This window comes from Nonomuraea thailandensis, assembly GCF_024172165.1.
Classification (GTDB): domain Bacteria; phylum Actinomycetota; class Actinomycetes; order Streptosporangiales; family Streptosporangiaceae; genus Nonomuraea; species Nonomuraea thailandensis.
Genome location: NZ_JAMZEB010000002.1, coordinates 10099794 through 10124770, shown reverse-complemented (window position 1 = coordinate 10124770; position 24977 = coordinate 10099794). Strand labels below are relative to the sequence as shown.

General features: G+C 72.0%; 28 protein-coding genes. 17 read left to right on the top strand and 11 right to left on the bottom strand.

The annotated features are described in order from the left end of the window. Positions 1 to 3 precede the first annotated feature (3 nt). From HD597_RS50905 to HD597_RS50895, 3 genes are all read right to left on the bottom strand, one after another. Positions 4 to 531, bottom strand: coding sequence for a poly-gamma-glutamate hydrolase family protein (locus HD597_RS50905; RefSeq protein ID WP_253754673.1), 528 nt, complete (start codon positions 529 to 531; stop codon positions 4 to 6). Between the two features lie 139 nt (positions 532 to 670). Further along, positions 671 to 1066 carry a hypothetical protein gene (locus HD597_RS50900; RefSeq protein WP_253754672.1) on the bottom strand — a complete coding sequence of 132 codons (396 nt, stop codon included), beginning with the start codon at positions 1064 to 1066 and terminating at the stop codon, positions 671 to 673. A gap of 175 nt (positions 1067 to 1241) precedes the next feature. Then, positions 1242 to 2141 carry an oxidoreductase gene (locus tag HD597_RS50895; protein WP_253754670.1) on the bottom strand — a complete coding sequence of 300 codons (900 nt, stop codon included), beginning with the start codon at positions 2139 to 2141 and terminating at the stop codon, positions 1242 to 1244. Between the two features lie 64 nt (positions 2142 to 2205). On the opposite strand from HD597_RS50895, the gene HD597_RS50890 reads away from it, so the two are divergent. The 7 genes from HD597_RS50890 to HD597_RS50860 all read left to right on the top strand — a co-directional run bounded on the left by HD597_RS50890 (position 2206) and on the right by HD597_RS50860 (position 8086). Beyond that, complete coding sequence (locus HD597_RS50890) at positions 2206 to 2790, top strand: TetR/AcrR family transcriptional regulator (protein WP_372513586.1); 585 nt, start codon at positions 2206 to 2208, stop codon at positions 2788 to 2790. A 66-nt stretch (positions 2791 to 2856) separates the two neighbouring features. Next, complete coding sequence (locus tag HD597_RS50885; RefSeq protein ID WP_253754666.1) at positions 2857 to 3477, top strand: hypothetical protein; 621 nt, start codon at positions 2857 to 2859, stop codon at positions 3475 to 3477. A gap of 34 nt (positions 3478 to 3511) precedes the next feature. Further along, positions 3512 to 3982: a hypothetical protein gene (locus HD597_RS50880; RefSeq protein WP_253754664.1), complete on the top strand. Its 471-nt coding sequence runs from the start codon at positions 3512 to 3514 to the stop codon at positions 3980 to 3982. A gap of 61 nt (positions 3983 to 4043) precedes the next feature. Beyond that, positions 4044 to 4745 (top strand): vWA domain-containing protein, encoded by a 702-nt coding sequence (locus HD597_RS50875; RefSeq protein ID WP_253754662.1) that lies wholly within the window; start codon positions 4044 to 4046, stop codon positions 4743 to 4745. An 83-nt stretch (positions 4746 to 4828) separates the two neighbouring features. Then, positions 4829 to 5815 (top strand): protein phosphatase 2C domain-containing protein, encoded by a 987-nt coding sequence (locus HD597_RS50870; protein ID WP_253754660.1) that lies wholly within the window; start codon positions 4829 to 4831, stop codon positions 5813 to 5815. A gap of 21 nt (positions 5816 to 5836) precedes the next feature. Next, positions 5837 to 6874, top strand: a complete 1038-nt coding sequence (locus HD597_RS50865) for a protein kinase family protein (protein WP_253754658.1) — start codon at positions 5837 to 5839, stop codon at positions 6872 to 6874. Then, a complete protein-coding gene (locus tag HD597_RS50860) occupies positions 6875 to 8086 on the top strand; it encodes an FHA domain-containing serine/threonine-protein kinase (protein WP_253754656.1) in 1212 nt (403 codons plus the stop codon). Here the strand turns inward: HD597_RS50860 and HD597_RS50855 are convergent. Next, the gene (locus HD597_RS50855; protein WP_253754654.1) at positions 8055 to 9599 is read right to left on the bottom strand and encodes a type 1 periplasmic-binding domain-containing protein; all 1545 of its coding nucleotides are present in this window, start codon (positions 9597 to 9599) and stop codon (positions 8055 to 8057) included. The two genes, HD597_RS50860 and HD597_RS50855, sit on opposite strands and share 32 nt — an antisense overlap. 195 nt (positions 9600 to 9794) lie before the next feature. On the opposite strand from HD597_RS50855, the gene HD597_RS50850 reads away from it, so the two are divergent. Both HD597_RS50850 and HD597_RS50845 read left to right on the top strand, forming a co-directional pair. Continuing rightward, positions 9795 to 10454: a hypothetical protein gene (locus HD597_RS50850; protein WP_253754652.1), complete on the top strand. Its 660-nt coding sequence runs from the start codon at positions 9795 to 9797 to the stop codon at positions 10452 to 10454. 114 nt (positions 10455 to 10568) lie between these two features. Next, complete coding sequence (locus tag HD597_RS50845) at positions 10569 to 11039, top strand: GNAT family N-acetyltransferase (protein ID WP_253754650.1); 471 nt, start codon at positions 10569 to 10571, stop codon at positions 11037 to 11039. On the opposite strand, the gene sigJ is transcribed toward HD597_RS50845, so the two are convergent. Next, positions 10987 to 11904, bottom strand: a complete 918-nt coding sequence (sigJ, locus tag HD597_RS50840) for an RNA polymerase sigma factor SigJ (RefSeq protein WP_253754649.1) — start codon at positions 11902 to 11904, stop codon at positions 10987 to 10989. The genes HD597_RS50845 and sigJ overlap by 53 nt on opposite strands. Before the next feature lie 142 nt (positions 11905 to 12046). On the opposite strand from sigJ, the gene wrbA reads away from it, so the two are divergent. Continuing rightward, positions 12047 to 12655, top strand: coding sequence for an NAD(P)H:quinone oxidoreductase (gene wrbA / locus HD597_RS50835; protein WP_253754647.1), 609 nt, complete (start codon positions 12047 to 12049; stop codon positions 12653 to 12655). A gap of 39 nt (positions 12656 to 12694) precedes the next feature. Beyond that, positions 12695 to 13669: a TAXI family TRAP transporter solute-binding subunit gene (locus HD597_RS50830; protein WP_253754645.1), complete on the top strand. Its 975-nt coding sequence runs from the start codon at positions 12695 to 12697 to the stop codon at positions 13667 to 13669. 27 nt (positions 13670 to 13696) lie between these two features. On the opposite strand, the gene HD597_RS50825 is transcribed toward HD597_RS50830, so the two are convergent. Together HD597_RS50825 and HD597_RS50820 are read right to left on the bottom strand one after the other, a co-directional pair. Next, positions 13697 to 15091, bottom strand: a complete 1395-nt coding sequence (locus HD597_RS50825; RefSeq protein ID WP_253754643.1) for a sensor histidine kinase — start codon at positions 15089 to 15091, stop codon at positions 13697 to 13699. Between the two features lie 6 nt (positions 15092 to 15097). Beyond that, positions 15098 to 15781 carry a response regulator transcription factor gene (locus tag HD597_RS50820; protein WP_253754641.1) on the bottom strand — a complete coding sequence of 228 codons (684 nt, stop codon included), beginning with the start codon at positions 15779 to 15781 and terminating at the stop codon, positions 15098 to 15100. Positions 15782 to 15957: 176 nt separating this feature from the next. On the opposite strand from HD597_RS50820, the gene HD597_RS50815 reads away from it, so the two are divergent. The 3 genes from HD597_RS50815 to HD597_RS50805 are packed head-to-tail and all read left to right on the top strand — an operon-like array spanning position 15958 to position 18975. Further along, a complete protein-coding gene (locus HD597_RS50815; protein ID WP_253754639.1) occupies positions 15958 to 16983 on the top strand; it encodes a tripartite tricarboxylate transporter substrate-binding protein in 1026 nt (341 codons plus the stop codon). Between the two features lies 1 nt (position 16984). Continuing rightward, positions 16985 to 17446, top strand: coding sequence for a tripartite tricarboxylate transporter TctB family protein (locus HD597_RS50810; protein WP_253754637.1), 462 nt, complete (start codon positions 16985 to 16987; stop codon positions 17444 to 17446). Positions 17447 to 17469: 23 nt separating this feature from the next. Then, a complete protein-coding gene (locus HD597_RS50805) occupies positions 17470 to 18975 on the top strand; it encodes a tripartite tricarboxylate transporter permease (protein WP_253754635.1) in 1506 nt (501 codons plus the stop codon). 141 nt (positions 18976 to 19116) lie between these two features. Here HD597_RS50805 and katG read toward each other — a convergent pair whose 3' ends face one another. Both katG and HD597_RS50795 read right to left on the bottom strand, forming a co-directional pair. Then, the gene (katG, locus tag HD597_RS50800) at positions 19117 to 21351 is read right to left on the bottom strand and encodes a catalase/peroxidase HPI (RefSeq protein WP_253754633.1); all 2235 of its coding nucleotides are present in this window, start codon (positions 21349 to 21351) and stop codon (positions 19117 to 19119) included. Positions 21352 to 21382: 31 nt separating this feature from the next. Continuing rightward, positions 21383 to 21820, bottom strand: a complete 438-nt coding sequence (locus HD597_RS50795; RefSeq protein WP_185111252.1) for a Fur family transcriptional regulator — start codon at positions 21818 to 21820, stop codon at positions 21383 to 21385. Between the two features lie 130 nt (positions 21821 to 21950). Between HD597_RS50795 and HD597_RS50790 the strand changes: the two genes are divergently transcribed. Then, positions 21951 to 23018: a protein kinase family protein gene (locus HD597_RS50790; RefSeq protein WP_253754631.1), complete on the top strand. Its 1068-nt coding sequence runs from the start codon at positions 21951 to 21953 to the stop codon at positions 23016 to 23018. 4 nt (positions 23019 to 23022) lie between these two features. Here HD597_RS50790 and HD597_RS50785 read toward each other — a convergent pair whose 3' ends face one another. Continuing rightward, positions 23023 to 23355 carry a branched-chain amino acid transporter permease gene (locus tag HD597_RS50785; RefSeq protein ID WP_253754629.1) on the bottom strand — a complete coding sequence of 111 codons (333 nt, stop codon included), beginning with the start codon at positions 23353 to 23355 and terminating at the stop codon, positions 23023 to 23025. 7 nt (positions 23356 to 23362) lie between these two features. Continuing rightward, the gene (locus HD597_RS50780; protein WP_253754628.1) at positions 23363 to 24187 is read right to left on the bottom strand and encodes an AzlC family ABC transporter permease; all 825 of its coding nucleotides are present in this window, start codon (positions 24185 to 24187) and stop codon (positions 23363 to 23365) included. A gap of 63 nt (positions 24188 to 24250) precedes the next feature. On the opposite strand from HD597_RS50780, the gene HD597_RS50775 reads away from it, so the two are divergent. Both HD597_RS50775 and HD597_RS50770 read left to right on the top strand, forming a co-directional pair. Next, positions 24251 to 24703, top strand: a complete 453-nt coding sequence (locus HD597_RS50775) for an Lrp/AsnC family transcriptional regulator (RefSeq protein ID WP_276083236.1) — start codon at positions 24251 to 24253, stop codon at positions 24701 to 24703. Positions 24704 to 24771: 68 nt separating this feature from the next. Further along, a complete protein-coding gene (locus tag HD597_RS50770) occupies positions 24772 to 24975 on the top strand; it encodes a hypothetical protein (protein WP_253754624.1) in 204 nt (67 codons plus the stop codon). Positions 24976 to 24977: the final 2 nt, after the last annotated feature.

The following is a 24977-nucleotide window of genomic DNA, read 5'->3' as shown; positions in this document are numbered from 1 at the left end:
CGCTCAGCCGAGGTTGCGCGGGCTCGTGCCGTTGATCCTGTCGGGGACCGTTTCGGCGACCGCGAACCCGGCCTCCCTCAGAGAGGCGGCCACCTCGGCGGCCAGCTTGGTGTCCCGGCCGCCCACATAGGTGGTCACGGTGCTGCCGGCGGCGGCGTGCCAGGAGACGGTGTAGTCGACCGCGCCGACCAGCTTGAGCGCGCGCGGCTCGTCGAAGTTGGTCGAGGTGATGTGCAGCCGGCTGTTGCCGTCGGGCTTGATGCCGACGAAGGAGTAGAAGGCGTACGTCCTGCCCGCCGCGTGGTCGGCGAGCTGGGTGGTCGGCGGCTCGATCGCGCCGCCGTGGACGGCGATGTGCGCGACGGCGGCGCCCTTCGGCACGCGTTGCAGACGCAGGTAGTCCTGGCCCTCGACCTCCGTCTTGGCGAGGGTCGGGTAGTCGGGGTAGACGTCGGCGACCGTGGCGTGGGCGGGATGCGGGGTGGTCAGGGGGAGCAGGAGGAGAAGTCCTGCGGCGACTGTCTCTCGCATGGCGCCCACGTGTCACGGGAGCTGCCGAGGTCATGTCCGATGCTTCAGCCACCCCGGTGTTCGTCGTCAGAGTGGCATGCCGACCCGTGTCACGGGGGTCCGGGTGGGGCCCCCGTGCTGTGTGGGCCTGGCATGGTGGTCAGGCAGCGTCGAGGGCTTCGGTGATCTTGCGGGCCATTTCGGTGGTGGTGGGGCTGGTCTGGCCCTGCTGGGCGGCTTGGACGGCGGTGAGGACGGTGCGGCGGAAGTTGTCGGCCTCGTCGGGGGCCTGCTGCTTGAGCAGGTCGATGGACTGGGTCAGGGCGGGCAGGACCTGGTCGGCGAGGGAGGCGACGGTCTTGCCGTGCTTGATGCCCTTGGGGGCTTTGGCCAGGACGTGTCCGGTGAGGCCGGTGGCGGAGGTGAGGGCGATGGAGCCGTGGGTGGCGGCCTTGTGGGCGGAGCCGGCGGAGCCGGCGGCGGACATGAGGGAGACGGCGCCCCAGCCGGCGATGCGGAGGGTGAGCTGGTCCTGGACGGTGAGGGTGACGGACATGACGGGGTGCTCCTTGTGAGTGATCCGGTGGAGCGGGCGGGTGCCGCTCCGTTCATGGGTCAACCATCACCGACCGCTCTGATATCGGACCGCCGCTGCGCTGACACGTCCGCTGACATGACCCTGGGACCCCCGCCCGTACGGTCACCTCCGCTCGCGCCGCGTGGAAGGCCCGTCAGCCCTTCGTCGCCATCAGCGGGAATCCGACGCCGGTCAGCATCTCGGAGGCTGTCCACAGGCGGCGGGCGAGCGTGCCGTCCCGGGCGGCCTTCGACCGGCCGACGAGCTTCGGGGCGCCGCGGCCCTCCAGGAAGCCGTCCGGGCCGGCGTAGGAGCCGCCGGGGACGTCCGCCACCGCGGCGTAGAGGGTGGGCAGGGCGCCGTCGTCGTCGCTCTGGGAGAGGAGGCCGGTGAGCGCGGTGCGGAGCCGGCCCAGCGGGGTGGGGTCGCGGTCGAGGTGGCCGAGGAGGTTGGTGGCGGCCATGCCGGGGTGGGCGGCGGTCGCGAGCACCGGGGAGCCGGCCTCGGTGAGGCGGCGCTGGAGCTCCGAGGTGAACAGCAGGTTCGCGAGCTTCGACTGGGCGTAGGCGGCGAAGGCGCGGTAGGGGCGGCGTTCCCAGTTGAGGTCGGCGAGGTCGAGGGTGCCCGTCCGGTGGCCGTTGGAGGAGACGGTGACGACGCGCCGGCGGATGCGGGGCAGCAGCAGGTTCGTCAGTGCGAAGTGGCCCAGGTGGTTGGTGCCGAACTGCAGCTCGAAGCCGTCGGCGGTACGGGCGAGTGGCGGGATCATCACGCCGGCGTTGTTGATCAGTACGTCGATCGGCTCGGTGAGGTCCTCGGCGAACGCGCGGATCGAGGAGAGGTCGGCGAGGTCGAGGCGCTGGACGGCGGTGTCGCCGGTGAGGGTCGCGGCGGCGGTCCGGCCTCTGTCGGGGTCGCGGACGGCGAGGACGACACGGGCGCCCTTGGCGGCGAGCGCGCGGGCGGCGGCGAGGCCGATGCCGCTGTTCGCGCCGGTGATGACGACGGTGCGGCCGTTCATGGCGGGGAGGTGGGCGGCGGTGAATGTTGTCATGGCAAACAATGTAGGCAGTGACAACTATGCTGTCAACGACAACATTCTGGGTAGGATGGGCGCCGTGCCCGCCTACCATCACGGAAACCTGCGTGCGACGCTGCTCGCCGTCGCCGAGCGGAGCCTGCGCGAGCGTGGCGCCGACCAGCTCTCGCTGCGCGAGCTGGCCCGCGAGGCCGGTGTCAGCCACGCCGCGCCCCGCCGGCACTTCGCCGACCGGCAGGCGCTGCTGGACGCGCTCGCCGAGGCCGGGTTCGCCCGGCTGGACGCCGAGCTGCGTGCGGCGCTGGAGGCCGCCGGTGCGGAGTTCGCGCCGCGGCTGCACGCGATGGCGGCGGCCTACCTGCGGTTCGCCACCGAGGACGCGGCGCTGCTCGAGCTGATGTTCACCGGCAAGCACCGCGAGGGCGCCGACCGGCTCGTCGCGGCCGCCGCCGCGCCTTTCGGGCTGATGGACGACCTCATCGCGCAGGGGCGGGCGCAGGGGGTGCTGGAGGCCGGTGACTCGCGGCGCGTGGGGATCGTGCTGTTCGCGACGCTCCACGGCATCGCGACGCTGGTCAACGGCAACCTGGTGGTGCCGGAGCTGCTCGACGGGCTCGTGGAGACGGCGGTGGATCAGTTCGTACGGGGGTCGCGGCGCCGCTAGCCGGATTCTGTCGGTGCCGTGAGGAAGGCTGCCTCAGGACGCCCCCCGCGACGTGAAGGAAACCCCGTGGCCCGACTGCTCCGCCGGCTCGAAGAAGAGCTCTACGTCCAGTACAGCCGGATCTGTGTCTACGGGGCCACCGGGTGCCCGGAGTTCCGCGACGACGAGCCGGAGATGTACCACGCGACCGCCACCGTCCACTCGGAGGCTTGGGATGCCGAGCCGCCGGACCCGGGGCCAGGGTGGAGGCTGATCGAGCGGACGAACCTCACGGCCGAGACCGGCGTGATCAAGCTGGGCGTGCTGGACGGCGGCGGCCGTGACTTCCTGATCGGCCCTCCCCTGTTCGAGTACGGCCTGAGCGTGCACGTCGAGGACGAGGGGTCGCTTCTGCGGTGGTCGTTCCGGTTCTGGCCGATCCGCGATGTCTTCGACCCGCTCGTGCACCTGAGGCCTAAGGAGCCGGCCGGGGCCGCGTCGCCGCTGGAGCCGCGCCGGGTGCCCGTCCCGGTCACGACGGCGGGGCAGTGGGCGGCGATGCGAGGGGAGGAAGGGGTGAGGTGGCCGGCCGTTTCGCCGATGTTGCTCGATCCGGTTGCCCGCATGGTCGACCTGGCGCCTGAAACTCCGGTCTCCCGCGCGTTGGCGGCGCGGGTGCTCTGCTCCGAGGAGACCTGGCCGGGGTAGCACCGCGACGGGCCGGCGCGCGATCATGGCGGGCGTGGCGATGCTCCGGTTGCTGGCGATCAGCCTGCTCTGCGGCGCCGTGGCGGTGCCCTTCCTGGGGGAGCCGCGCGGCGACGGCTTCGAGCACGCGAGGTACGCGGTGCTCGTGGCGCTGGTCATCGGCCAGGTCGTCACGGTGCCCATCGGGTCGGTGGCCGGTCTCGTGCTCGCCGCCACCGGCTCGTGGCCCCGCACACCTGGCTACGTCCTCGGCTCGGTCACGACCGCGTGCGGAGTGGTCGTCGCCGCCCAGGCCCGGGCCGCTTCGAGGTGGATCGACGGAAGTCCTCCCGGCCTCCGCGATCCGGAGGACAGCTCCCTCGCGGTGGCTGCGGCCTTCCTCTCCGGTGCGTTCACGATCTGCCTCGGCATCTCCCTCGTTGTGATGCGATGGTCCGGCTACGATCCGCGAACCGCTCCGGTACGTCGCGGCAGGACCCCCAGACGAAGGCCGCGAACCCCCTGAAGTCCCCCCTTCAATCCGCAACCTTGCCAAGACCCCCGATCCCCATCAGGATGAAAAGCCGATGAGATCGGCGAACGGGCGCCCCCGCGCCTTCCCCTTTTACATCGTCTGCGACGTCTCGCACTCGATGCACACCGCCCGCGAGGACGGCCGGCCCACCCCCTTCGAGGTGCTCTCCAACTGCGTGGGCGAGCTGCTCTTCGAGCTGGAGGCGGGCGATCCCGGCGTCAGCGAGGCCGCGCACGTGGCCGTGGTGTCGTTCTCCGACAAGGTCGAGCTGGTCCTTCCGCTGACCAGGCCGTGCGACGCGATGAGGGTCCCGGCGCTGAGACCGGGCAGGCAGACGGACTATCTGGCGGTCTTCAGCGAGCTGGTGAAAATCATCGACAAGGATCACCGGAAACTCTCACGGCAGTTCGACGTGCGGGCGCCGGTGGTCTTCTTCATCACCGACGGGGAGCCGTACGTCGGCACATCCCATCAGGACGTCGAGGTCTGGGCCCCCGCGCGCGACCGGCTGGCGAGCCTGCAACCGGCCCCGTACATCGTGGCGCTCGGGTTCGGGTCGGTGCGGGAGGAGACGCTGCGGCGCGTGGCCTCCACGCTCAGGGGCGAGGTGCTGGCGTTCGCGGGCGAGGTCGCGACCGGGGCGGCCACGGTGCTGCACGGCATCGCGCAGGCCGTCTCCGACAGCATCAGCGCCTCCGTCAACAGGAACACGGCCGTGCTGCGCGGGCCCGAGGGGATGCGGCAGCTGAGATGATCAGGGCGGCGCTGGCTGGGTTACTGCTGGTCATCGGGATGGGGCCGGTGGGAGTGCGGGCTGGTCCGGCGCCGGAGCCGACCGTGACGGTGACCGTGACGCCAGGCCAGCGGCAGGGCGGCGCGGGGTCGGGCTGGCCGTGGTGGGTGCTGTCCGGCCTCGCGGGCGGCGGCGCCGTACTGCTCGGGCAGATGCTGTTGCGGCGCAGGGCCCGCGCCGCCGCTGACGGCGGGACGCCGCTCGGGCCGCTGCCGCAGCCGCTGCCCGTGCTGCTGGCGGGCGGCGCGGATTCGCGCGCCCCTGGGGTGGCGCTCGACGGCGGCATGCTCGCCCAGACCACGGTCCGCGCCGTGAGCCTGCGCGGCCGGCGCCACCGCTACCGGGGCGAACCCCTTCAGGACGCCTACGCCGTACGGCTGAGCGCGGACGGCCGGTGGGTGATCGCGGCCGTGGCCGACGGGCTCGGCAGCACGTTGCACGCCGAGCACGCGGCCGCGGTGGCCGTGCGCGCCGCCACGAACCTCTCCCTGACTCCCGGCCTGGGCTGGCACGCGGCCTTCGCCGCCATCGCGGGGGAGGTCATGCGCGCCACCGCCAGGCTCGCCGACCGGCGCACCGGCAGGCACGGCGGCGGGGCGTCGGAGCCGCCCGCCACGACGCTGACGATCGGGGTGGTCCCCGCGGACGGCAGGCGCGGGATCGCCGCGTGCGCCGCCATCGGCGACTCGCCGGCGCTGTGGCTCCATGACAGGACGTGGACCGAGATCTTCCCGCCGGAGGGGCAGCGGCCTGGCAACGTCACGTCCGCCCTGCCGGACGACCTCGGCGAGCTGCGGGAACGGCAGATCGATTGGGGGCCGGGCGATGTGCTCGTCCTGTGCAGCGACGGGTTCGGCACGGCCATGGGCGGCGGCGGCAGCGTGCTCGCCCAGCGGCTCGTCACCTCGTGGAGCTCCCCGCCCGCGCTGCGCAGCTTCCTGTGCGACGTGGACTTCCAGCTCTCGACCTACGACGACGACCGGACCGTTCTGGCGTTGTGGGCGGGCCGTCACGACACGGCCGTCCTGTGACAGGAGTGCGGCGGCAGCGGCATGAACCTCCCGGACCTGGTCGATGAGGCGGATCTGACGCCCGCCGCGGACGCGGACGCCTACCACCTGCGCCCGGGCGGTCAGGCGCGCAGCCTGGAGCCGTGCGAAATCGGCGGCGTGCCCGGCCGGTTGCTGTTCAAGCGCTACGACGAGGAGACGCTGGCGGGGCTGGACGCGGACGCCCTGCTCGCCATGGTGCGCTGGCGGCGCGAGCTCCCCCGGCAGGACCGCGTGACCCTGGACCGGCGCTGCGCCTGGCCGATCGCGGCGGTCGGGCGGGGCCGGGTCACCGGCATCCTGATCAGGCCCGCGCCCGAGGAGATGTTCGCCGAGCTGCGCGACCGGCGGGTGCCGCGGCACCTGGACGAGCTCACCCGGTCGCCCGAGCGGGTGAACGCCCTGCGCGAGCACTACGGCACGCGCTACTACGAGCCGCCGTACAAGCTGGCCGTGCTCGGCCGGCTGCTCTCGACCGTGCAGTGGCTGCACGAGCAGGGCTATGTGGTGGGCGACCTGCAACTGCGCAACGCCGTCTTCACCATCGACCCGGCGCCCGCGGTGTACCTGCTGGACTGCGACTCCTGCCTGCCGGTCGGCGGGCGCGGCGCCCTGCCGGAGGCAGATCCCGAGCAGTGGAAGCTCCCCCGTGAAGGGGCGTTCACCCCCGAATCGGACTATTACAAGTTCGCCTGGGCCGTCGTACGGTGCCTCCAGGAGAGCGCCGAGACGTGGTCGCTCGACGAGACCGCGCTCGCCAGGGTCCTGCCGTCGCGGCATCGCCGCCTGATCGGCCAGTGCGTGGACGGCGCCCCCGAGTCGGTGGACGTCGAGCGATGGCGGGCGGCGGGCGAGTCGTGGCGCTGGCTCGTCACTCCCGGGCGTATCTACGTCGAGACCGACTCCAATCTGCGCGAGGCGTGGCGGAGGGGGAGGTCGGCGGTCGGGGACGGCTCGCGCGCCCGGCACGGAGGAGTCGTGGTGCTGATCGTCGTCCTGGCGGCTATCGCCGTCGTCGCCCTGGTCACGTTGGGAGTCTGAATGAACACCGGCCAGCCGCGGCGGATCGGGCCCTACGAGGTGCTCGGCCGCCTGGGTGCCGGCGGCCAGGGTACGGTCTACCTCGCGCAGGGTGAGGCGGGCCGGGTCGCGATCAAGGTGATCCACGCGCAGGGGGCGGCCGATCCGAAGGCGCGCAGGCGGTTCGCGGACGAGGTGGCCATCGCGTCTCGGGTGCCCAGGGCGTACACGGCGATGATCATCGACGCGGCCATCGACCGCGATCAGCCGTACATCGTGAGCGAGTACGTGGAGGGCCCGTCCCTCCAGGAGCTCGTCGAGACGCACGGCCCGCTGTCGGGGTCCGCGCTCGAACGCCTGGCGACCTACACGGCCACCGCGCTGGCGGCGATCCACGGCGCGGGAGTCGTCCACCGGGACCTCAAGCCCGCCAACGTCATCGTCGGCCCGGACGGGCCGCGGGTCGTGGACTTCGGCATCGCCCGCGCCCTGGAGGCGACCGCGGCGATGACCACGCCCGTGGGGACCCCCGCCTATCTCGCGCCGGAGCAGGTCGGAGGGGTCGACGCCGAGGTGGGCCCGCCCGTGGACGTGCACGCCTGGGCGGCGACGGTGTACTTCGCCGCCACCGGCAAGGCGCTGTTCGCGGGGAGCAACGTGGCCTTCATCATCAACCGCGTCCTGAACGAGACCCCCGACCTGAGGGTGATCTCCGAGCCGCTGCGGTCACTGATCGCCGACTGCCTGGCCAAGGACCCGGCGCGGCGGCCGGCCGCCATGGATCTGCTCGGCCGCCTGGTCGGCCACCAGGCGGAGACCACGCAGTCGACGATGCCGCGCACGGTGGTCCTGCCGGTCACCATCGGGACGCTGAAGGAGACCACCACGCTGGGCAGCGGGTCGGCGGCCGACATCGTGATCCACGGGGACGGGATCGCCCTCGCGCACGCCACCGTACGCAGGGTGAGCGCGGGCTACCGGCTGCACGATCACAGCGGCGGGCTGGGGACGTTCATCGACGGCCGGCCCGTCCTCTACGCGACCCTGCGGCCGGGCGACCGGTTCAGGATCGGCGCGGCGGTGCTCCGCCTCACCGAGGCGGGAGAGCTGGAGCGGGTACGGTTCGGCCGGAGCCACCCCGCTCGCTGGTGGCTGGTGCTCCTCCTCGTCACGGCGGTGGCGCTGGCGGTGACCGTCGTGCTCACGGGATGGTCACGGGGGTGGGCGTGGTGACGTTCACGCGTTCGCCGGTCCGGGAGTCGAGGGTGAAGGCGCCGCTGGCGCCGCGGATGACGTTCGTGCCGGTGAACAGGTAGAGCTGCCCGCGCACCGCCACGGCCGAGGGCAGGCTGAGCTGGGAGGGATCCACGCCGATGGCGGCCTTCTGCACCGCGGTCGCCGCGGCCGTCACCGCGTCGTAGGCCAGGATGGCCAGCCCGCTGCCGAGGTGCCCCGCGGGGAACGTCACCCCGTGGTGCGGCGCCACGAACTCGTTGCGGAAGTCCCGGTAGAGCTGGCGGTGCGGGTTGTCCTCGTGGTCGAGCCGGTTGGGGTCGGCCAGCGGCACGAACATCACCTTGATGGGGGCCTCGGGGTCGTGCAGCGACGGGTCGTTCGGGTCCTGGTCCTGGGCGTCGTCGCCGGTGACGACGGTGATGGGCGTGGATCGGCAGGGCCGGCTGCGCAGCAGCTTGAGGAAGGTGGGCATGAACGCCTGGCGGCCGGCGTAGAAGATCATGTCGGTCTTCGTGCCGCAGATCGTGTCGCTGATGGTGCGCAGGAGCGAGGGGCCCCCGCGCGGGTCGAAGGGGAAGCTGAGCCCTGACCTGTCGACGTACGGCTTGAGGCCGAGCTTCGGGTCGAGGAAGGCGTCCTTGAGCGAGCGGGCGTACAGGTCCTTGGTGCCCTGCGGGGTCACGTCGGCCCACATCAGCGCCGCGTTCCCGCCGGTCTTCTTCTTCCTGAACTCCTCGGCGATGGCGGCGAGCTGGGCGGACGTGCTGACCGCCGTGCGGGTGAGGCCGGGGATGGGCCCGGCGGCGTCGATCTCGCCGGTGGTGTTGAACCCGGCCGCGGTGATGAAGTCGGCGACCATCGGGATCCCGGGGTCCTTGGCCAGGGCGCGCGCGGCGTCGATGCTCTCCTGCTGGCTGGGGCCCATCCCGGTGACCGCGACGATCTGCCCGGGGCTGCCGGTCGCGCCCGTCGCGGCGTTCTTCCGCACCGCCTGCACGGTCGTCCGCCACTGCGAGCCGTCGTGCCCCGTGTTGGCCAGCAGCAGCCGGATCTTGGGGAACGTCTCGGACCGGTTGGCCCGGTACTGGCCGATGAACGCCCCTTCGAGCTGGTGCAGGGCGCGCTCGCCGACCAGCCCGCGCGGGCCCGCCCCCATGGGGGCCATCAGCGCGATCGTGCTGTAGTCCTTGCCCTGGGAGACCTGGCGGTTCTCCGCCGCGATGGCCTCCAGGATCTGCTGGTACGGCTTGCCCAGCACCATCGTCCCGTCGGCCGGGTCCAGCAACCCGACGCATTCGCCGTCGACGTCCACGACGTCCGCGCTTCTCGTCTCGCAGCCGCCCCACGGCCACCAGCCCTGGGTGTAGTTCACCAGCACGACCGTGGAGATCAGGACGGCGACCACGACGACGATCACCACCAGGCGGCGCTGGAACAGCGCGCCCACCTGGCGTAACAGGCTCCATGCGCGCGCGGCTGGGGAGGGGGCCGGCGCCGGTTCGTCATACATCTGGACTCCAAGGCCGTCACTGATCCCGTGACCGTGCAGCGCTCGTACGCTTTCCCTCCCTGAAGCGGCGGGCGCCTAAACTCACCGTCATTAAAACGTGATCAATAGCGGCCGGACAACCGCCGGCGAACATCATTCGGATCACCTTTGGGGCGGATGGGGCAGAAGGTGATGCCTTACAGCACAATCGAAGGCATGGGAAACCCTCGGCAGCCCGCCCCGCGGGACTACCCCGGCGTGGTCGCCACCATGGTGGCGATCCTGGCGGTGCTCCTGCCGGGCGGCTTGGCGTTCAGCGTCCACAGGTATCTGAACGGCCCCGCCCCGATCCCGCCGGCCACGGACGCCGCACCCGAGCCCGCCCGGCCGAGCCCCGGCGAGAAGGCGCGGCCGGACGCGCTGATCAGCGACGACGAGTTCGGCGACTGGAACTTCCGCATGGGCGACGTCGCGTTCAAGGCCAAGAGGGCGGGCGGCTGGACGTACGACTCCTGCGCCCCGGTCGACAGGCAGGGCATGCTGGCCGAGAACGGGTGCGAGCGCGCCGTCCAGCTCGCCTACTCCGCCTACAGCGGGCATCTCACCGCTGTCCAGGTCATCATGGTCTTCCCCGGCGAGAAGGCCGCCAAGGCGACGGCCGAGCACCTGGCGAGCTCCTCACGCGGCGTGAAGTGGCGCCGGGACGCGATGCTCGACGAGTACGTCTACGGCAGGATCCGGTCCGGCGCGAACGGCCGGTACGTCGTCTACACCGCCGTCACCGCGGACAAGTCGGCCCAGGCCAGGGCCGCGCGGTTCCACCAGTACCTGCAGGCGGACCACCTGAACTACTTCGTCTTCCGCGACGCGGGCTGAGGACGCCCGGCTCGACATTCCGGGTGAACGCCGGTCCGAGCCCGGCCGGCGAAGCCGTCTCGTCGCGCCCGGGTCGTCGTGGGCGGCTGGGCGTCGACCGCTAACATCGCGATCGTGGCAGATTGGGAGCTTCGTCCGGCTTTGGCGGAGGATGTCGAGACGGTGGCCGAGCTGCGCGCCGTGGTGCTGCGCGCGGACCTCGAACGCCTGGGCCGCTACGACGAGCACCGCGTACGCCAGCGCTTCCGTGACGCGTTCGAGCCGGCCCACGCCTGGATGATCGAGGTGGGCGGGGCCTTCGCCGGCTGCGTCGCGCTGCGGCCGGCGCGGGGCTCGTACTGGCTGGAGCACTTCTTCCTGGACCCCCGGCTGCAGGGCAGGGGCATCGGCACGGCCGTGCTGGGCCGGCTGCTGGAGCGCTGCGACCGCGAGGGCGCCGCCGTCCGGCTGCAGGTGCTGCAGGGCAGCCCGGCCCGCCGGCTGTACGAGCGGCACGGGTTCGCGCCCGAGACGGAGGACGAGGTGGACGTGTTCATGGTGCGGGCGGCCGGCTCCCCGTCCAGGGACGGAGCTTCTCCGGGTTGAGCACCGCCCAGATGTGCTTGATGCGGCCGTCCACGATGTCGAACGCCAGCACCGACACGGTGACGCCGTCGAGCTGAGCCACCAGCCCCGGCTGGCCGTTCACCGTGCGCTCGACGAGCTCCAGGCCGGATCCGGCGTCCATCCGGTCGGCGAAGAAGCGCGCGATCGGCTCCGCGCCCTGGACGGGGTGGAGCGCGGCCGTGACGAGGCCGCCGCCGTCGCCGGTCGCCGTGGCCTCGGGGTCGAGGATGGCGATGAGGGCGCCGATGTCCTTGCCCTCCCAGGCCCGCTTGAAGGCCCTGACGACGCCGGCCTGCTGGGAGGAGGGCGTCGCGGGGGCGCGTGAGTCGCGGATGCGGCGGCGCGCCGAGGTGGCGAGCTGGCGGCAGGCCGCCGGGGTGCGTCCGACGATCTCGGCCACCTCGGCGAACGGGTAGCGGAAGACGTCGTGCAGGATGAACGCCACGCGTTCCGCCGGGGTCATGGATTCGAGCACGACGAGGAAGGCCATGTTGATGGACTCGTCGAGGGTGACGCGGTCGGCGGGGTCACCCGGCTGCGCGTCCGGCCACTCCGTACGCTCGGGCAGCGGCTCGGGGATCCACTCGCCCACGTAGCGCTCGCGCCGGGCCCGGGCCGAGCGGAGCAGGTCGAGGCAGATGCGGCCGGCGACCCGCGTCAGCCAGGCGGCGGGTGAGCCGATGGCCTCCTGCTGCTCCCTGGACATGGCGTACCAGCGGGCGTACGTCTCCTGCACCACGTCCTCGGCGTCGGCCAGCGAGCCGAGCAGCCGGTAGGCGAGGTTGATCAGGTGACGGCGCTCGCTCATGATCGCGGCAAGTCCTGGATCGGGTCGCGTGCCCATCGTGTCGACGGCTCCTTCGGTCGTTCATGTCCTCACAGCTCCGACGAGACACCGGCCCGGACTGTGAGGCCGGCCCGCCGCCTCACATCGCGCGCGGCTGCGTCGTCGTACCGGCGAACCCAACGCCGAGAGAGGAACGATCATGGAACCCGTCAACGTCGCGGTCATCTATTACAGTGCCACGGGCACCGTGCACGCCCTGGCGCAGGCCGCCGCCGAGGGCGCGGAGAAGGCCGGCGCCGAGGTGCGGCTGCGCAAGGTCGCCGAGCCCGCCCCGCAGGAGATGATCGACTCCAGGCCGGAGTGGGCCCAGCACGTCAGGGACACCGCCGGTGTGGCCGTGGCCGCCGCGGACGACCTCGACTGGGCCGACGCGGTGCTGTTCGGCACGCCCACCCGCTTCGGCAACCCGGCCAGCCCGCTCAGGGTGTTCATGGAGAGCGTCGGCAGCCTGTGGTTCCAGGGCAGGCTCGCGGACAAGGTGTACTCGGCCTTCACCGCCTCCAACACCGCCCACGGCGGGCAGGAGTCGACCATCCTGGCGCTGGCGAACACCTTCTACCACTGGGGCGGGATCATCGTGCCGCCCGGCTACACCGACCCGATCCAGTTCCGGACCGGCAACCCGTACGGCACCTCGCACGTGGCCGGCGACGGCCCGCCCGGCGAGGTCCCGCTGCAGGGCGCCCGCCACCAGGCCCGCCGCGTCGTGGACACCGCCGCCGCGTTCAAGGCCGGCCGCGCCGCCTGATCCGAGCCCGCCGGCGGCCGACGTCCGTATCATCTCGGCATGGTGCTGAACCTGGAGCCGCGCCTCAGCCGGCGGGCAATGCTCCTGGCAGCCGGAGGGCTGCTCGCCGGCTGCTCCGCACGCCGGCCCGAGGCGGGACGGGTCCGGTTACGGCTGGCCACCGGCCCGGCGGGGGCGGTGTACCGGCGCATCGGCGGCTCCCTGGCCGAGCACATCTCCGAGCAGGTGCCGGGCGCCACGGTGACGACCGTGCCGAGCGGGGCGTCCACCGACAACATCCGGATGTTGCGGGCCGGCGAGGTGCAGCTCGGGCTGACGAGCCTCGACGCGCTGTTCACGGCCGGCGGCCGCGCGCCCGAAGGGCTCTCGGCGGTCTGCCGGCTCTACGACAGTCACCTGCACCTCGTGGTCATGGCGGACTCGGAGATCGGCGAGTTCGGCGATCTCGACGGCACGCGCGTGTCACTCGGCGCCCGCGACTCGGGCACCGAGTTCACCTCGCTGCGGGTGCTGCGGCTCGGCCGGGTGCGGGCCGACGGGCGTTACCTCAGCCAGGCCGAGTCGGCGGCGGCGCTGCGCGACGGCGAGATCGACGCGATGTTCTCCCTCACCGGCGTCCCGACCCCGGCCATCACGGACCTGGCCCAGCGGCACCCGGTCCGGCTGATCCCGCTGGACGAGCAGGCGGACGCGCTCTTCACGGCGTTCCCCGGCCCCTACGCCCCGGCCAGGATCCCCGCGACCGCCTACGCCGGGGTCCCGGCCACCCGTACGGTCGCCGTGCCGAACGTGCTGCTCGCCCGCAACGACCTGCCCGACGACCTGGTGTACGCCATCACCGACACGATCTTCACCCACACCGGCACGATCACCTCGGGCAGCCGCGACGACACCGCGCCCGTCCCCGACGCCGTCCCCGAGGCGTGGCAGATCAACGTGCGGACCGGGATCGCCACCGCGTCCATCCCGCTGCACCCGGGCGCGGCCGCCTGGTTCCGCGCCCGCAAGCACTGACGCCGCCTGGCCGGGCGTCCGCGGGCGCTAGTCACGCACGATCGGCAGCGCCACTACCGCGGCGAACCCGTGCCCCGACCCGTCCGGGCGCGGCAGCCCCTCCTCCAGCAGCAGCTCACCCCCGGCCGCCCCGACCAGGTCGGCGCAGATCGCCAGCCCCAGCCCGGTGCCGGGCACGTTCTGGTGCCGCGGCGAGCGCCAGAAGCGCCGTAACGCCTGACCCCGTTCGGCGGCGTCGAGCCCCTGCCCGTCGTCACGGACGGCGATCGCCACCACCTCCCCGTCGATCCGCGCGCTCACCTCCACCACCTGCGCCTCCGACAGCCGCAGAGCGTTGCTGACCAGCTCGTCCAGGATGCTGCCGAGCCCGCCCGTGGGCTCCAGCAGCCGCAGCCCGGGCGGCACGTCCACCGCCAGCGTCCGCCCCGACGTCGCCGTCAGCGCCCGCCACCGGTCCACCCGGGTGGCCAGCACCGAGTCCAGCTCGACCGGCGAGGTCGTCCGGATGCTCTCCATCCGCGCGCTGGCCTGCAGCGAGTTCAGCAGCCGCTGCATGGCCTTCACCTCGTCCACGGCCACCTCGTACACCGGCCGGCCGCCCCCGGCCAGGTGCGGCTCCATGCTCTCCACGGCGAGCCGCAGGCTGGTCAGCGGGTTGCGCAACTGGTGCGAGGCGTCCGAGACGAAGGCCCGCTGCCGTTGCACGGCGTTCTCCACGGCGTCCATCATCGTGTTGAACGAGCCGGCGAGCCGCCGCAGCTCGACCGGCCCCGCCTCGGCGTCCGCCCGGATGGTGAGGTCGCCCTGTGAGATCCGCCCGCTGGCGGCGTCCAGCTCGCGCACGGGGCGCAGCACCCACGCCGACACCGGCCAGGCGACGGCGATCAGCGCGATCAGCGGCAGCAGGCCGAGCGCGGCGAGCTGGGCCCACTGCAGCAGGACGCGCGAGCGGGTCTTCGACAGGTCGGAGATGGTCACGACGGCGCCGACGACCTCGCTGTCCCGGCCCACGGGCTCCGCGACGACGAGCGCGGAGCCGTCCCACGGCGCCCACTCTCCGGACGGCTCGGAGCGGGTCCCGGCCAGCGCCGCGGTCACGATCCGGGGCAGCGCGGGCTCGGCGCGCGCCGCCTCCTGGTACGCGCGGGCCGGCCCGAGCAGCACCGCGCCGGAGGTGTCGATCACTGCGGCCGGGATGCCGTACAGCTCGTGGTAGCGCGTCAGCTCCTGCTGGAGCGCCTCGGTCCGGCCGGACGACAGCGCGGTCTCGGCCAGCGACGCGAAGCGGCCGACGTCGCCCAGCCGGTCCACGTACGTCTCCTGCATCTCCCGCTCGGCCAGCGTGACGCTGTGCGGGATCCCGAGCGCGGCGACGAGCAGCACCGCGAGCGGCACCAGGACGACGAGCAGGCGACGGCGCACGGCGCGTCAGCCGATCAGCTCCGGCTGGCCGGCCTGGAGCCGATAGCCGACCCCGTGGACTGTGCGGATGGGCACGGACGGGCCCAGCTTGTTCCGCAGCGCCGCGATGTGGGTGTCGAGGGTGCGGCTGGAGGACTCCCAGGTGGCGCCCCAGATCTGGTCGAGGATGACGTCGCGGCTGACCACGTTCGGAGCGCGGCGGGCCAGCAGCAGGAGCAGCTCGAACTCCTTGCGCGTCAGCGTCAGGGGCGTGTCCCCGACGAAGACCTCGCGGGTGCCGACGCCGATCCGCATCGGGCCGAGCACGAGCGGCTCGTCCGGGTGGGTCAGGGCCCGGGCCACGCGGGTGCGCCGCAGCACCGCGTCGATCCTGGCCAGCAGCTCGGGCACGCCGAACGGCTTGACGATGTAGTCGTCGGCGCCGGCGCGTAGGCCGCGTACCCGCTCGTGCTCCTCCGAGCGCGCGGTCACGGCGATGACGGCGGTCTCCGGCCGGTCGCGCAGCCTGCGGATCACGTCGAGGCCGTCGCCGTCGGGCAGGCCCAGATCGACGAGCACCACATCGGACGGCGCGGCGCGCACGGCCTCCGCGGCGGTGGCGATGCGGTGGACCTCGAAGCCCGCCTGGGCCAGGACGGTCACCAGGCCCCGCGCCACGCGGTCGTCATCCTCGATGATGGTGATCCGCATACCGGCGGATTGTACGGCGCGGATGGACGCTTGTGTTAGCCCTTCACTTCTTGGGATTCTTCTGACATCCAGCGCATTCCTTGGGATTTCTCTGACACCATCCGCGTCCCTGCCACCCGAGACTGAGGCCGCGCACTCACTGACGAACGGGCATGCGCTGACGAGGAGGTCGCCATATGAGAACGACCAGCAGGTACCGGGCCGCCCGGGTCATCACCGCGATCGGCGTCGTTTCGCTCGTCGCCGCCTGTTCCGGCACCGGCGGCAGCACCGCCACGGGAGGCGCGACGGGCGGAGGCTACCCGGACAAGAACATCACGTTCGTCGTGCCGTTCAGCGCGGGCGGCCCGACGGACACCGTCACCCGCATGATCGCCGAGCCGATGGCCGCCAAGCTCGGCGGCAAGATCGTCGTACAGAACGTCGAAGGCGCCGGCGGCACCGTCGGCGCCGGCGAGGTCGCGCGGGCCGAGCCCGACGGCTACACCGTGCTCATGCACCACATCGGCATGTCCACGGCGCCCGCCCTCTACCAGAACCTCGACTACAAGCCGCTCGAGGACTTCCAGATGGTCGGGCTCGTCACCGAGGTGCCGATGACGGTCGTCGCCCGCAAGGACTTCGCGCCCAAGACGCTCCAGGAGCTCGTCGCGCACGTCAAGGCGAACGCGAGCAAGGTCACCCTGGCCAACGCCGGCATCGGCGCCGCCTCCCACCTGTGCGGCCTGCTGTTCCAGACCGCGGCCGGCGTCAAGCTGCAGGAGGTGCCGTACGAGGGCACCGGCCCCGCGCTGACCGACCTCGTCGGCGGCCAGGTCGACTTCATGTGCGACCAGACGACCAACACCAGCGGCCAGATCACCGCGGGCGAGGTCAAGGCGTACGCGGTCACCACGCCCGAGCGGGTCAAGAGCCTGCCCGACGTGCCCACCACGACCGAGGCCGGCCTGCCCCAGCTCCAGGTCAGCGTCTGGCACGGCCTGTACGTCCCGAAGGCCACGCCGCCGGACGTCGTCCAGAAGCTGACCGAGGCGCTGAAGGTGGCGCTGGCCGACCAGAAGGTCATCGACCAGATGGCCAAGCTCGGCACCGCGCCCGTCCCGGCCGAGGACGCGACTCCTGAGGCGCACCGGGCCAAGCTCCAGGAGCAGATCGGCACCTGGGGCAAGGTGATCGCCGACGCCGGGGTCAAGGCCTCCTGAGGTGAAGCACCGCCGATCCTTCCCCGACGTCCTCGCCGGAGGCGTCTTCGTCCTGATCGGTGCCGCGTTCGCGGCGGGGTCGCTCGGCTACGAGCTGGGCACCCCGCTGCGGATGGGCCCCGGAGCCTTCCCGCTGCTGGTCGGCGCGGTCGTGGCCGCCCTGGGGCTGGCGATCGTCGTCAAGGGGCTGGTCGCGGGCGAGGTGGCCGCGTTCGGGCCGGTCCCCTGGCGGGCGGTCGCGGTCATCGTGCTCGCGCTGCTGTTCTTCGGGTTCACCGTACGGGGCCTCGGGTTCGTACCGGCGTCGGCGGTGACCGCCCTGCTCACCACGCTGGCCAGCACGCGTGTCCGCCCGCTCATGGCCCTGGCCGTGGCGGCCGGGCTCGCCGTGGCCGGCACGCTCATCTTCGTCGTCGGACTCCAGTTGCGGATCCCGCTCGTGGGCCCGTGGCTGGGGTTCTGACGCGGCATCCGGATTGAGAGGGCATGGAACTTCTCGACAACCTGGCGCTGGGCTTCTCGACCGCCCTCCTCGTCCAGAACGTCCTGTACTGCTTCGTGGGAGTGCTGCTCGGCACGGCGGTCGGCGTGCTGCCCGGCATCGGGCCGACGGCCACGGTCGCGATGCTGCTGCCGATCACGTTCAGCTTCGAGCCGGTGACGGCGCTGATCATGCTGGCCGGCATCTACTACGGAGCCCAGTACGGCGGCTCGACGACGGCCATCCTGATCAACCTGCCCGGCGAGTCCTCGGCCGCGGTCACCGCGCTCGACGGCCACGAGATGGCCAAGCAGGGCAGGGCCGGCGCTGCGCTGGCCACCGCCGCCGTCGGCTCCTTCGTGGCCGGCACGATCGCCACCGTCGTGCTCGCCGTCGCGGCCCCGCCGCTGGCCAGGGTCGCGCTGCAGTTCGGCGCGGCCGACTACTTCTCGCTGGTGCTGCTCGGCCTGATCGTGTCGATCGCGCTGGCCCGTGGCTCGGCGCTCAAGGCCCTGGCCATGATCGGGCTCGGGGTGCTGCTCGGCACCGTCGGCCAGGACATCTACACCGGCACGCCCAGGTTCGTCTTCGAGCAGCGGGAGCTGTACGGCGGCATCGACTTCGTGTCGGTCGCCGTCGGCATGTTCGGCGTGGCCGAGATCCTGCGCAATCTGGAGAACGAGCGGACCCGCACGATGGTCGTCAGCAGGGTGAAGAACCTCTGGCCGACCCCCGAGGACCGGCGCAGGATCGTCGGCCCCATCCTGCGGGGCACCGGGCTCGGCGCCGCGCTCGGCGTCCTGCCCGGCGGCGGCCACGTGCTGGCCTCGTTCACCTCCTACGCGGTGGAGAAGCGCATCTCCAAGCGGCGCCAGGAGTTCGGGCACGGCGCCGTCGAGGGCGTCGCCGGGCCCGAGTCGGCCAACAACGCCGCCGCCCAGACGTCGTTCATCCCGCTGCTCACCCTGGGCCTGCCCGCTCACCCGGTGATGGCGCTGATGGTCGGCGCGTTCATCGTGCACGGCATCACCCCGGGTCCGAACGTCCTCACCGACGAGCCGGCGCTGTTCTGGGGCCTGATCGCGTCGATGTGGATCGGCAATGTGCTGCTCGTGCTGCTGAACCTGCCGCTGATCGGCATCTGGGTGCGCATGCTGCACATCCCGTACCAGGTGCTGTTCCCGATGATCATCCTGTTCGCGGCGATCGGCACGTACTCGCTGTCGTTCAACGCGTTCGACGTCTACGCGATCGTCTTCTTCGGCCTTCTCGGGTACGTGCTGATCAAGTGCGGCTGCGAGCCCGCGCCCCTGCTGCTCGGCTTCGTCCTCGGGCCCCTGCTGGAGGAGAACCTGCGGCGGGCGCTCATCATCTCCCGCGGCGACGCGACCGTCTTCCTCACCCGCCCCATCTCCGCCGTCCTCCTGCTCCTGACCGTGGCGGCCCTGGTGGTCGCCGTCCTCCCGGCGATCCGCAGGCGCCGCGAGGTCGTCTTCACCGAGGACGAGTAGGCATACGATGGCGTCGCCTGGCCCGGGTGGCATCAGGATCCTCCGGGTCCTGTGCGGGCGGGCGGAAAGGCCGCCCGCCCGCACAGGACCTCGCGCTACGTCACCCGGGTTCCCCGATCGAACCCGCTACGACGAAGAGGATCAGACCAGGTCGAACCGGTCGGAGTCCATGACCTTGGCCCACGCCGCGACGAAGTCCTTCACGAACTTCTCCCTGGCGTCGTCGCTCGCGTACACCTCGGCCAGCGCCCGCAGCTCGGAGTTCGAGCCGAACACCAGGTCCGCCCGGGTGCCGGTCCACTTGAGCTCGCCCGTCTCGGCGTCGCGGCCCTCGAACGTGCTCTGGTCCTCCGACGTCGACTTCCACGTCGTGCCCAGGTCGAGCAGGTTGACGAAGAAGTCGTTGGTCAGGACGCCGGGCGTGGTGGTGAAGACGCCGTGCTGCGTCTGCTGGTGGTTCGCGCCGAGCACACGCAGGCCGCCGACGAGGGCGGTCATCTCGGGCGCGGACAGGTTCAGCAGGTTCGCCTTGTCCAGCAGCAGGAACTCGGCCGGCAGGCGGTTGCCCTTGCCGAGGTAGTTGCGGAAGCCGTCGGCGGTCGGCTCGAGCGCGGCGAACGACTCCACGTCCGTCTGCTCCTGCGTGGCGTCCACGCGGCCCGGCGTGAACGGCACCTCGACGTCGAAGCCGGCGTCCTTGGCCGCCTTCTCCACCGCCACGCCGCCGGCGAGCACGATCAGGTCGGCCAGCGAGACCTGCTTGCCGCCGGTCTGGGCGCCGTTGAAGGCCTTCTGGATGCCCTCAAGGGTGCCGAGCGCCGTGGCGAGGCGGTCGGGGTCGTTGACCTCCCAGCCGATCTGCGGCTGCAGGCGGACCCGCGCGCCGTTGGCGCCGCCGCGCTTGTCGCTGTTGCGGTAGGACGAGGCGGAGGCCCACGCGGTGGACACGAGCTGCGACACCGACAGGCCCGAGGCCAGGATCTGGCTCTTGAGCGTGGCGACGTCGCCGGCGTCGATGACCTCGTACGTGCGAGCGGGCAGCGGGTCCTGCCAGAGCAGCACCTCGGACGGCACCTCCGGGCCGAGGTAACGCACGATCGGGCCCATGTCGCGGTGCGTCAGCTTGTACCAGGCCTTGGCGAACGCGTCCGCGAACTCCTGCGGGTTGTCGCGGAAGCGGCGCGAGATCTGGTCGTAGATCGGGTCGACGCGCAGCGACAGGTCGGTCGTGAGCATCGTCGGCGCGTGGCGCTTGGCCGGGTCGTGGGCGTCGGGGACGGTGCCCTCCCCGGCGCCGTCCTTCGGCCGCCACTGGTTGGCGCCCGCGGGGCTCTGGAACAGCTCCCACTCGTACCCGTACAGGATCTCGAAGAAGCTGTTGTCCCAGGTGATCGGGGTGTTGGTCCAGATGCCCTCGAGGCCGCTGGTGATCGCGTCGCCGCCCTTGCCGGTGCCGTACGTGCTGCTCCAGCCCAGGCCCTGCTCGGCCAGGGTGGCGGCCTCGGGGTCGGCGCCGACGTGGTCGGACGGGCCCGCGCCGTGGGTCTTGCCGAACGTGTGACCGCCCGCGATGAGGGCGACGGTCTCCTCGTCGTTCATCGCCATCCGGCGGAACGTCTCGCGGATGTCCCTGGCCGCGGCGAGCGGGTCGGGGTTGCCGTTCGGGCCCTCCGGGTTGACGTAGATGAGGCCCATCTGGACGGCGCCCAGCGGCCGCTCCAGCTCACGGTCGCCCGTGTAGCGCTCGTCGCCGAGCCACGTGGTCTCCGGGCCCCAGTAGACGTCCTCCTCGGCCTCCCAGACGTCCTCGCGGCCGCCGGCGAAGCCGAACGTCTCGAAGCCCATCGTCTCCAGCGCCACGTTGCCGGCCAGGATCATGAGGTCGGCCCAGGAGAGGTTGCGGCCGTACTTCTTCTTGACCGGCCACAGCAGGCGGCGGGCCTTGTCGAGGTTGGCGTTGTCGGGCCAGCTGTTGAGCGGCGCGAAGCGCTGCTGGCCGGCGCCGGCGCCGCCGCGGCCGTCGCTGATCCGGTACGTGCCGGCGCTGTGCCAGGCCATCCGGACGATGAGCGGGCCGTAGTGCCCGAAGTCGGCCGGCCACCAGTCCTGGGAGGTGGTCAGCACCTCGGCGATGTCACGCTTGACGGCGGGCAGGTCGAGGCCGAGGAACGCCTCGCGGTAGTCGAAGTCGTCGCCGTAGGGGCGGGCCACGGCGGGGTTCTTGGCGAGGATCCTCAGGTTGAGCCGCTCCGGCCACCACTGACGGTTGCCGCCACCCTGGGTCGGGTGGGCAGCGCGCGTGTGCGCGACCGGACAGCCGGCGCCTTCGCCTTCTGTCTTCGGATCGGTGACGATCGCGTCATGGTTCTCGGTCATGGGAATCCTTCCAGGACTTGGGTTCAGCAGCTCACGCAGTGCGGTTGGTGGAGCAGTCGGGGCACCGGCCCCAGTAGATGACCTCGGCCTCGTCGATGGTGAAGCCGTGGTCGTCGGCGGCATGCAGGCACGGGGCATGACCGACCGCACAGTCGACGTCGGCGACCGCGCCGCACGACCGGCACACGATGTGGTGGTGGTTGTCCCCGACGCGCCCTTCGTACCGGGCCGGGCTTCCGGCCGGCTCGATCCGGCGTACGAGCCCCGCCGCGGTGAGCGCGTGGAGGGCTTCGTACACGGCTTGCAGGGAGACGTGACCCACACGGTCGCGCACCCCGGAGGCGATCGCCTCGACATCGAGGTGGTCGCCGTGCCGGACGGTGTCGAGCAACGCGACCCGGGCGGCGGTAACCCGCAGGCCGGCGCCACGCAACTCCTCGGCGGTGGTCGGAGTCCTGGGTGCGGTCATGGCGCCACAACCTACCGCCATAAACACGATTGATACAAGATAACGAACAGTCCCAGTTTTGTGCCCGGTCAGGTTTTTACCGTCCGTACGGCCGGGCGTGAAGAACCGGCTGCTCCGTACGTGTGCGACAGTGAGCACACGCCCCGTCCCCGCCCCCGGGAGCCGACAGCTCATGCCGCCCGCCGACCCGGCTCGCCTGGCCGCCTACGACGCCGTGTCCACCGCCCTCGCCGTGCTGAGCGACCGGCAGGTGGCCGACCTGGTCGCGGGGGCCGAGCCGCGGGGGGAGGGCATCGGCGGGCGGTCCGCTGAGCTGGAGGTGGCCGGCACCCGCGTCTTCGTCAAGCGCGTCCCGCTCACCGACCTGGAGTGCCGCCCGGAGCACGTCCGGTCGACGGCCAACGTCTTCGGCCTGCCGACCTTCTACCAGTACGGGGTCGGCTCGGCCGGGTTCGGCGCCTGGCGGGAGCTGGCGGCCCACGTCATGACCACGAACTGGGTGCTGACCGGCGCCTTCGCCGGCTTCCCCATCCTGTGCCACTGGCGGGTGATCCCCGACAGCCCTCCGGAGGGGTTCTCCGACGAGCCCGGCGGCATCGACGGATACGTGGCGCGCTGGGACGGCTCGGACGCGGTGCGCAGGCGGCTGGAGGCCATCATGACCTCCTCGCGCAGCCTGGTCCTGTTCCTGGAGCACCTGCCGGGAACGCTGGCGTCGTGGCTGTCGGAGCGCGAGGGGAGCGAGCCGTACCCATGGCTCGAACAGGCACTCGTCGGCGGCACCCGGTTCCTGAGCTCGCAGGGGTTCGTGCACTTCGACGCCCATTTCCTGAACCTGCTCACCGACGGCCGCGAGATCTACTTCGCCGATCTGGGGCTGGCCGTGAGCAAGCGGTTCACGCTGTCCGCCGAGGAGTCCCGCTTCCTCGACGATCATCTCTCCTACGACCGGTACTACACCACCAGCCACCTCCTCCGCCACCACCTGCCGGGCGGCACGCGGGAGAGGCGGGAGCACGTCCGGCTCCTGCGCGAGTGGGTGGCGGGCCGGGCCAGGCGCGATCAGGTCTCCGAGGCCGCCGCCGGGCTCCTCGATCGGCACGCCGCGACCGCTCTCGTCTTCGAGGGGTTCGTCGAGCGGCTGGTCGGCGAGAGCAAGCGGACGCCCTTCCCGCACGCGGAGCTCGACCGCGCCTAACGGGTCAGCCGGCGTGCCAGAACGTCGACAGCACCACGTGCACGGCGGTCGCGCCCAGGACGCTGATCACCGCGTTGCGGGTCTTGACGTGCAGCCCGACCGCGGTCGCCAGGGCCAGGACGGCGGGCACCATGGCGGTCCAGGGCGTGGGGCGCAGGTCGCGCAGGGTGTACAGGGCCAGGATCAGCATGATGCCGGTGGGCATCTGCACGGCCAGGAACTGCAGGACGGACGAGCGGCGCAGCGGGCCCAGCACGGCGAAGGGCAGGGCGCGCAGGCCCCACGTGATCGCGGTGCTGACGGCCACGACGGCGGCCAGGTAGAGCGGGGTGGGCACGCGGGTGCTACCTTTCCGGGCCCAGGCCCGAGATCGAAGCCGGCACGGGCGAAGGGGCCGAGGGCGCCGGAGCGGTGGACGCGGACGCGAGTGCGGACGCGGACGCGAGTGCGGACGCGGGTGTGGATGCGGACGCGGAAGCGGGTGCGGACGCGGCCGGGCGCCGGAGGTGGCGCAGGGCGTACCGGATGAGCAGGCCGGCCGTGAACAGGCCCATCGAGACCGGCAGGAGCTGGCCGGGGGTCAGGAGCGCGGCGCCGGCGAAGCTCGCGGCGGCCAGCAGCGGCGTCGGCAGGTCGCGCCGGTCCCGCCAGGCGTCGATGGTCAGCACCACGAACAGGGCGGTCAGCGCGAAGTCCAGCCCGTGCAGGGTGACCGGGACCAGCGCTCCGGCGAGCGCTCCCGCGGTGGCGCCGCCGACCCAGTAACCCTGGCACAGCACCTGCATCCACAGGATGCGCGCGCCGCTCCAGCCGCGGGCGCGCCCGCCCGCGGTCAGCGCGTACGCCTCGTCGGTGAGCGCGAAGGTGGCGTAGACGCGGCCGAGCGGGCGGACCTGGCGCAGCGGGAAGGACAGGGCGTAGAAGACGTGCCGCATGTTCACCAGCAGCGCCGTGACGGCGATCTGCCCCAGCGGCGTCGCGGTGGCGACCAGCCCGAGCAGCAGGAACTCCAGCGACCCCGCGTAGATCACCGCGGTGAACACCGTCGCCCACCACCAGTCGAGCCCGGCGTGCACCACCAGCACGCCGAAGCTGACCCCGAGGGGGAACAGGCTCAGCCCCACCGAGGCGGTGTCGGCCGCAGCCGCCGTGAAATCCCGCGTTCGCATGAAAAGCAATTTTAGTGCGTATCCCGCATAATATGGTTTCACGCGTTAGGAGAAATCGGGCATATGAGCAATTCAATTATCCTGGATCACGTTGATCGCGAAATTTTGTTCCAATTGGCCCAGGACGGCCGGATGTCGAACGTGGAGCTGGCCCGACGGGTGGGGCTGACGCCGCCGCCGTGCCTGCGCCGGGTCAAGCGCCTGGAGGACGCCGGGGTGATCGCCGGCTACCGGGCGCAGATCTCCCCCGAGGCCCTGGGCCGGTCGCTGGAGGTGGTCGTGTCGGTGGAGATCGCGGTCAACGACCTGCAGACCGTGGAGGAGTTCGAGTCGCGGGTGGCGGCGCTGGAGGAGGTGCTGGAGTTCCGGCGGATGTTCGGGCGGCCCGACTACTACATGCGCGTGGCGGTGGCCGACCAGTTCGCCTACGAGAAGTTCCTCAGCCAGCAGATCCTGCCGCTGGCCGCGGTCTCGCGGGTGGACTCCCACCTCACCATGAAGCGCATCAAGGATTAGCGGCCGGGTTCTCCAACATGTAGGCTGCCTACGTGTAGCGTGCCTACATTGGTGAAGGAGACTCCCAGATGGAACAGGTCAGAGGATCCACCGGACGGACGGTGCGGCTCGTCGTCCTCGTCATCGCGGGGATCGTGCTCGGGAACGTGCTGGTCACCCTGCTGATGACCCGGGACACCGGCCTCGGGGTGGACGAGCTGGTCGCCTTCGCCGGAGGCGCCGTCCTCGGGCTCCTGGTCGAGTTCGGGGTCTTCCGGCGGTCCGGGCGCTGAGC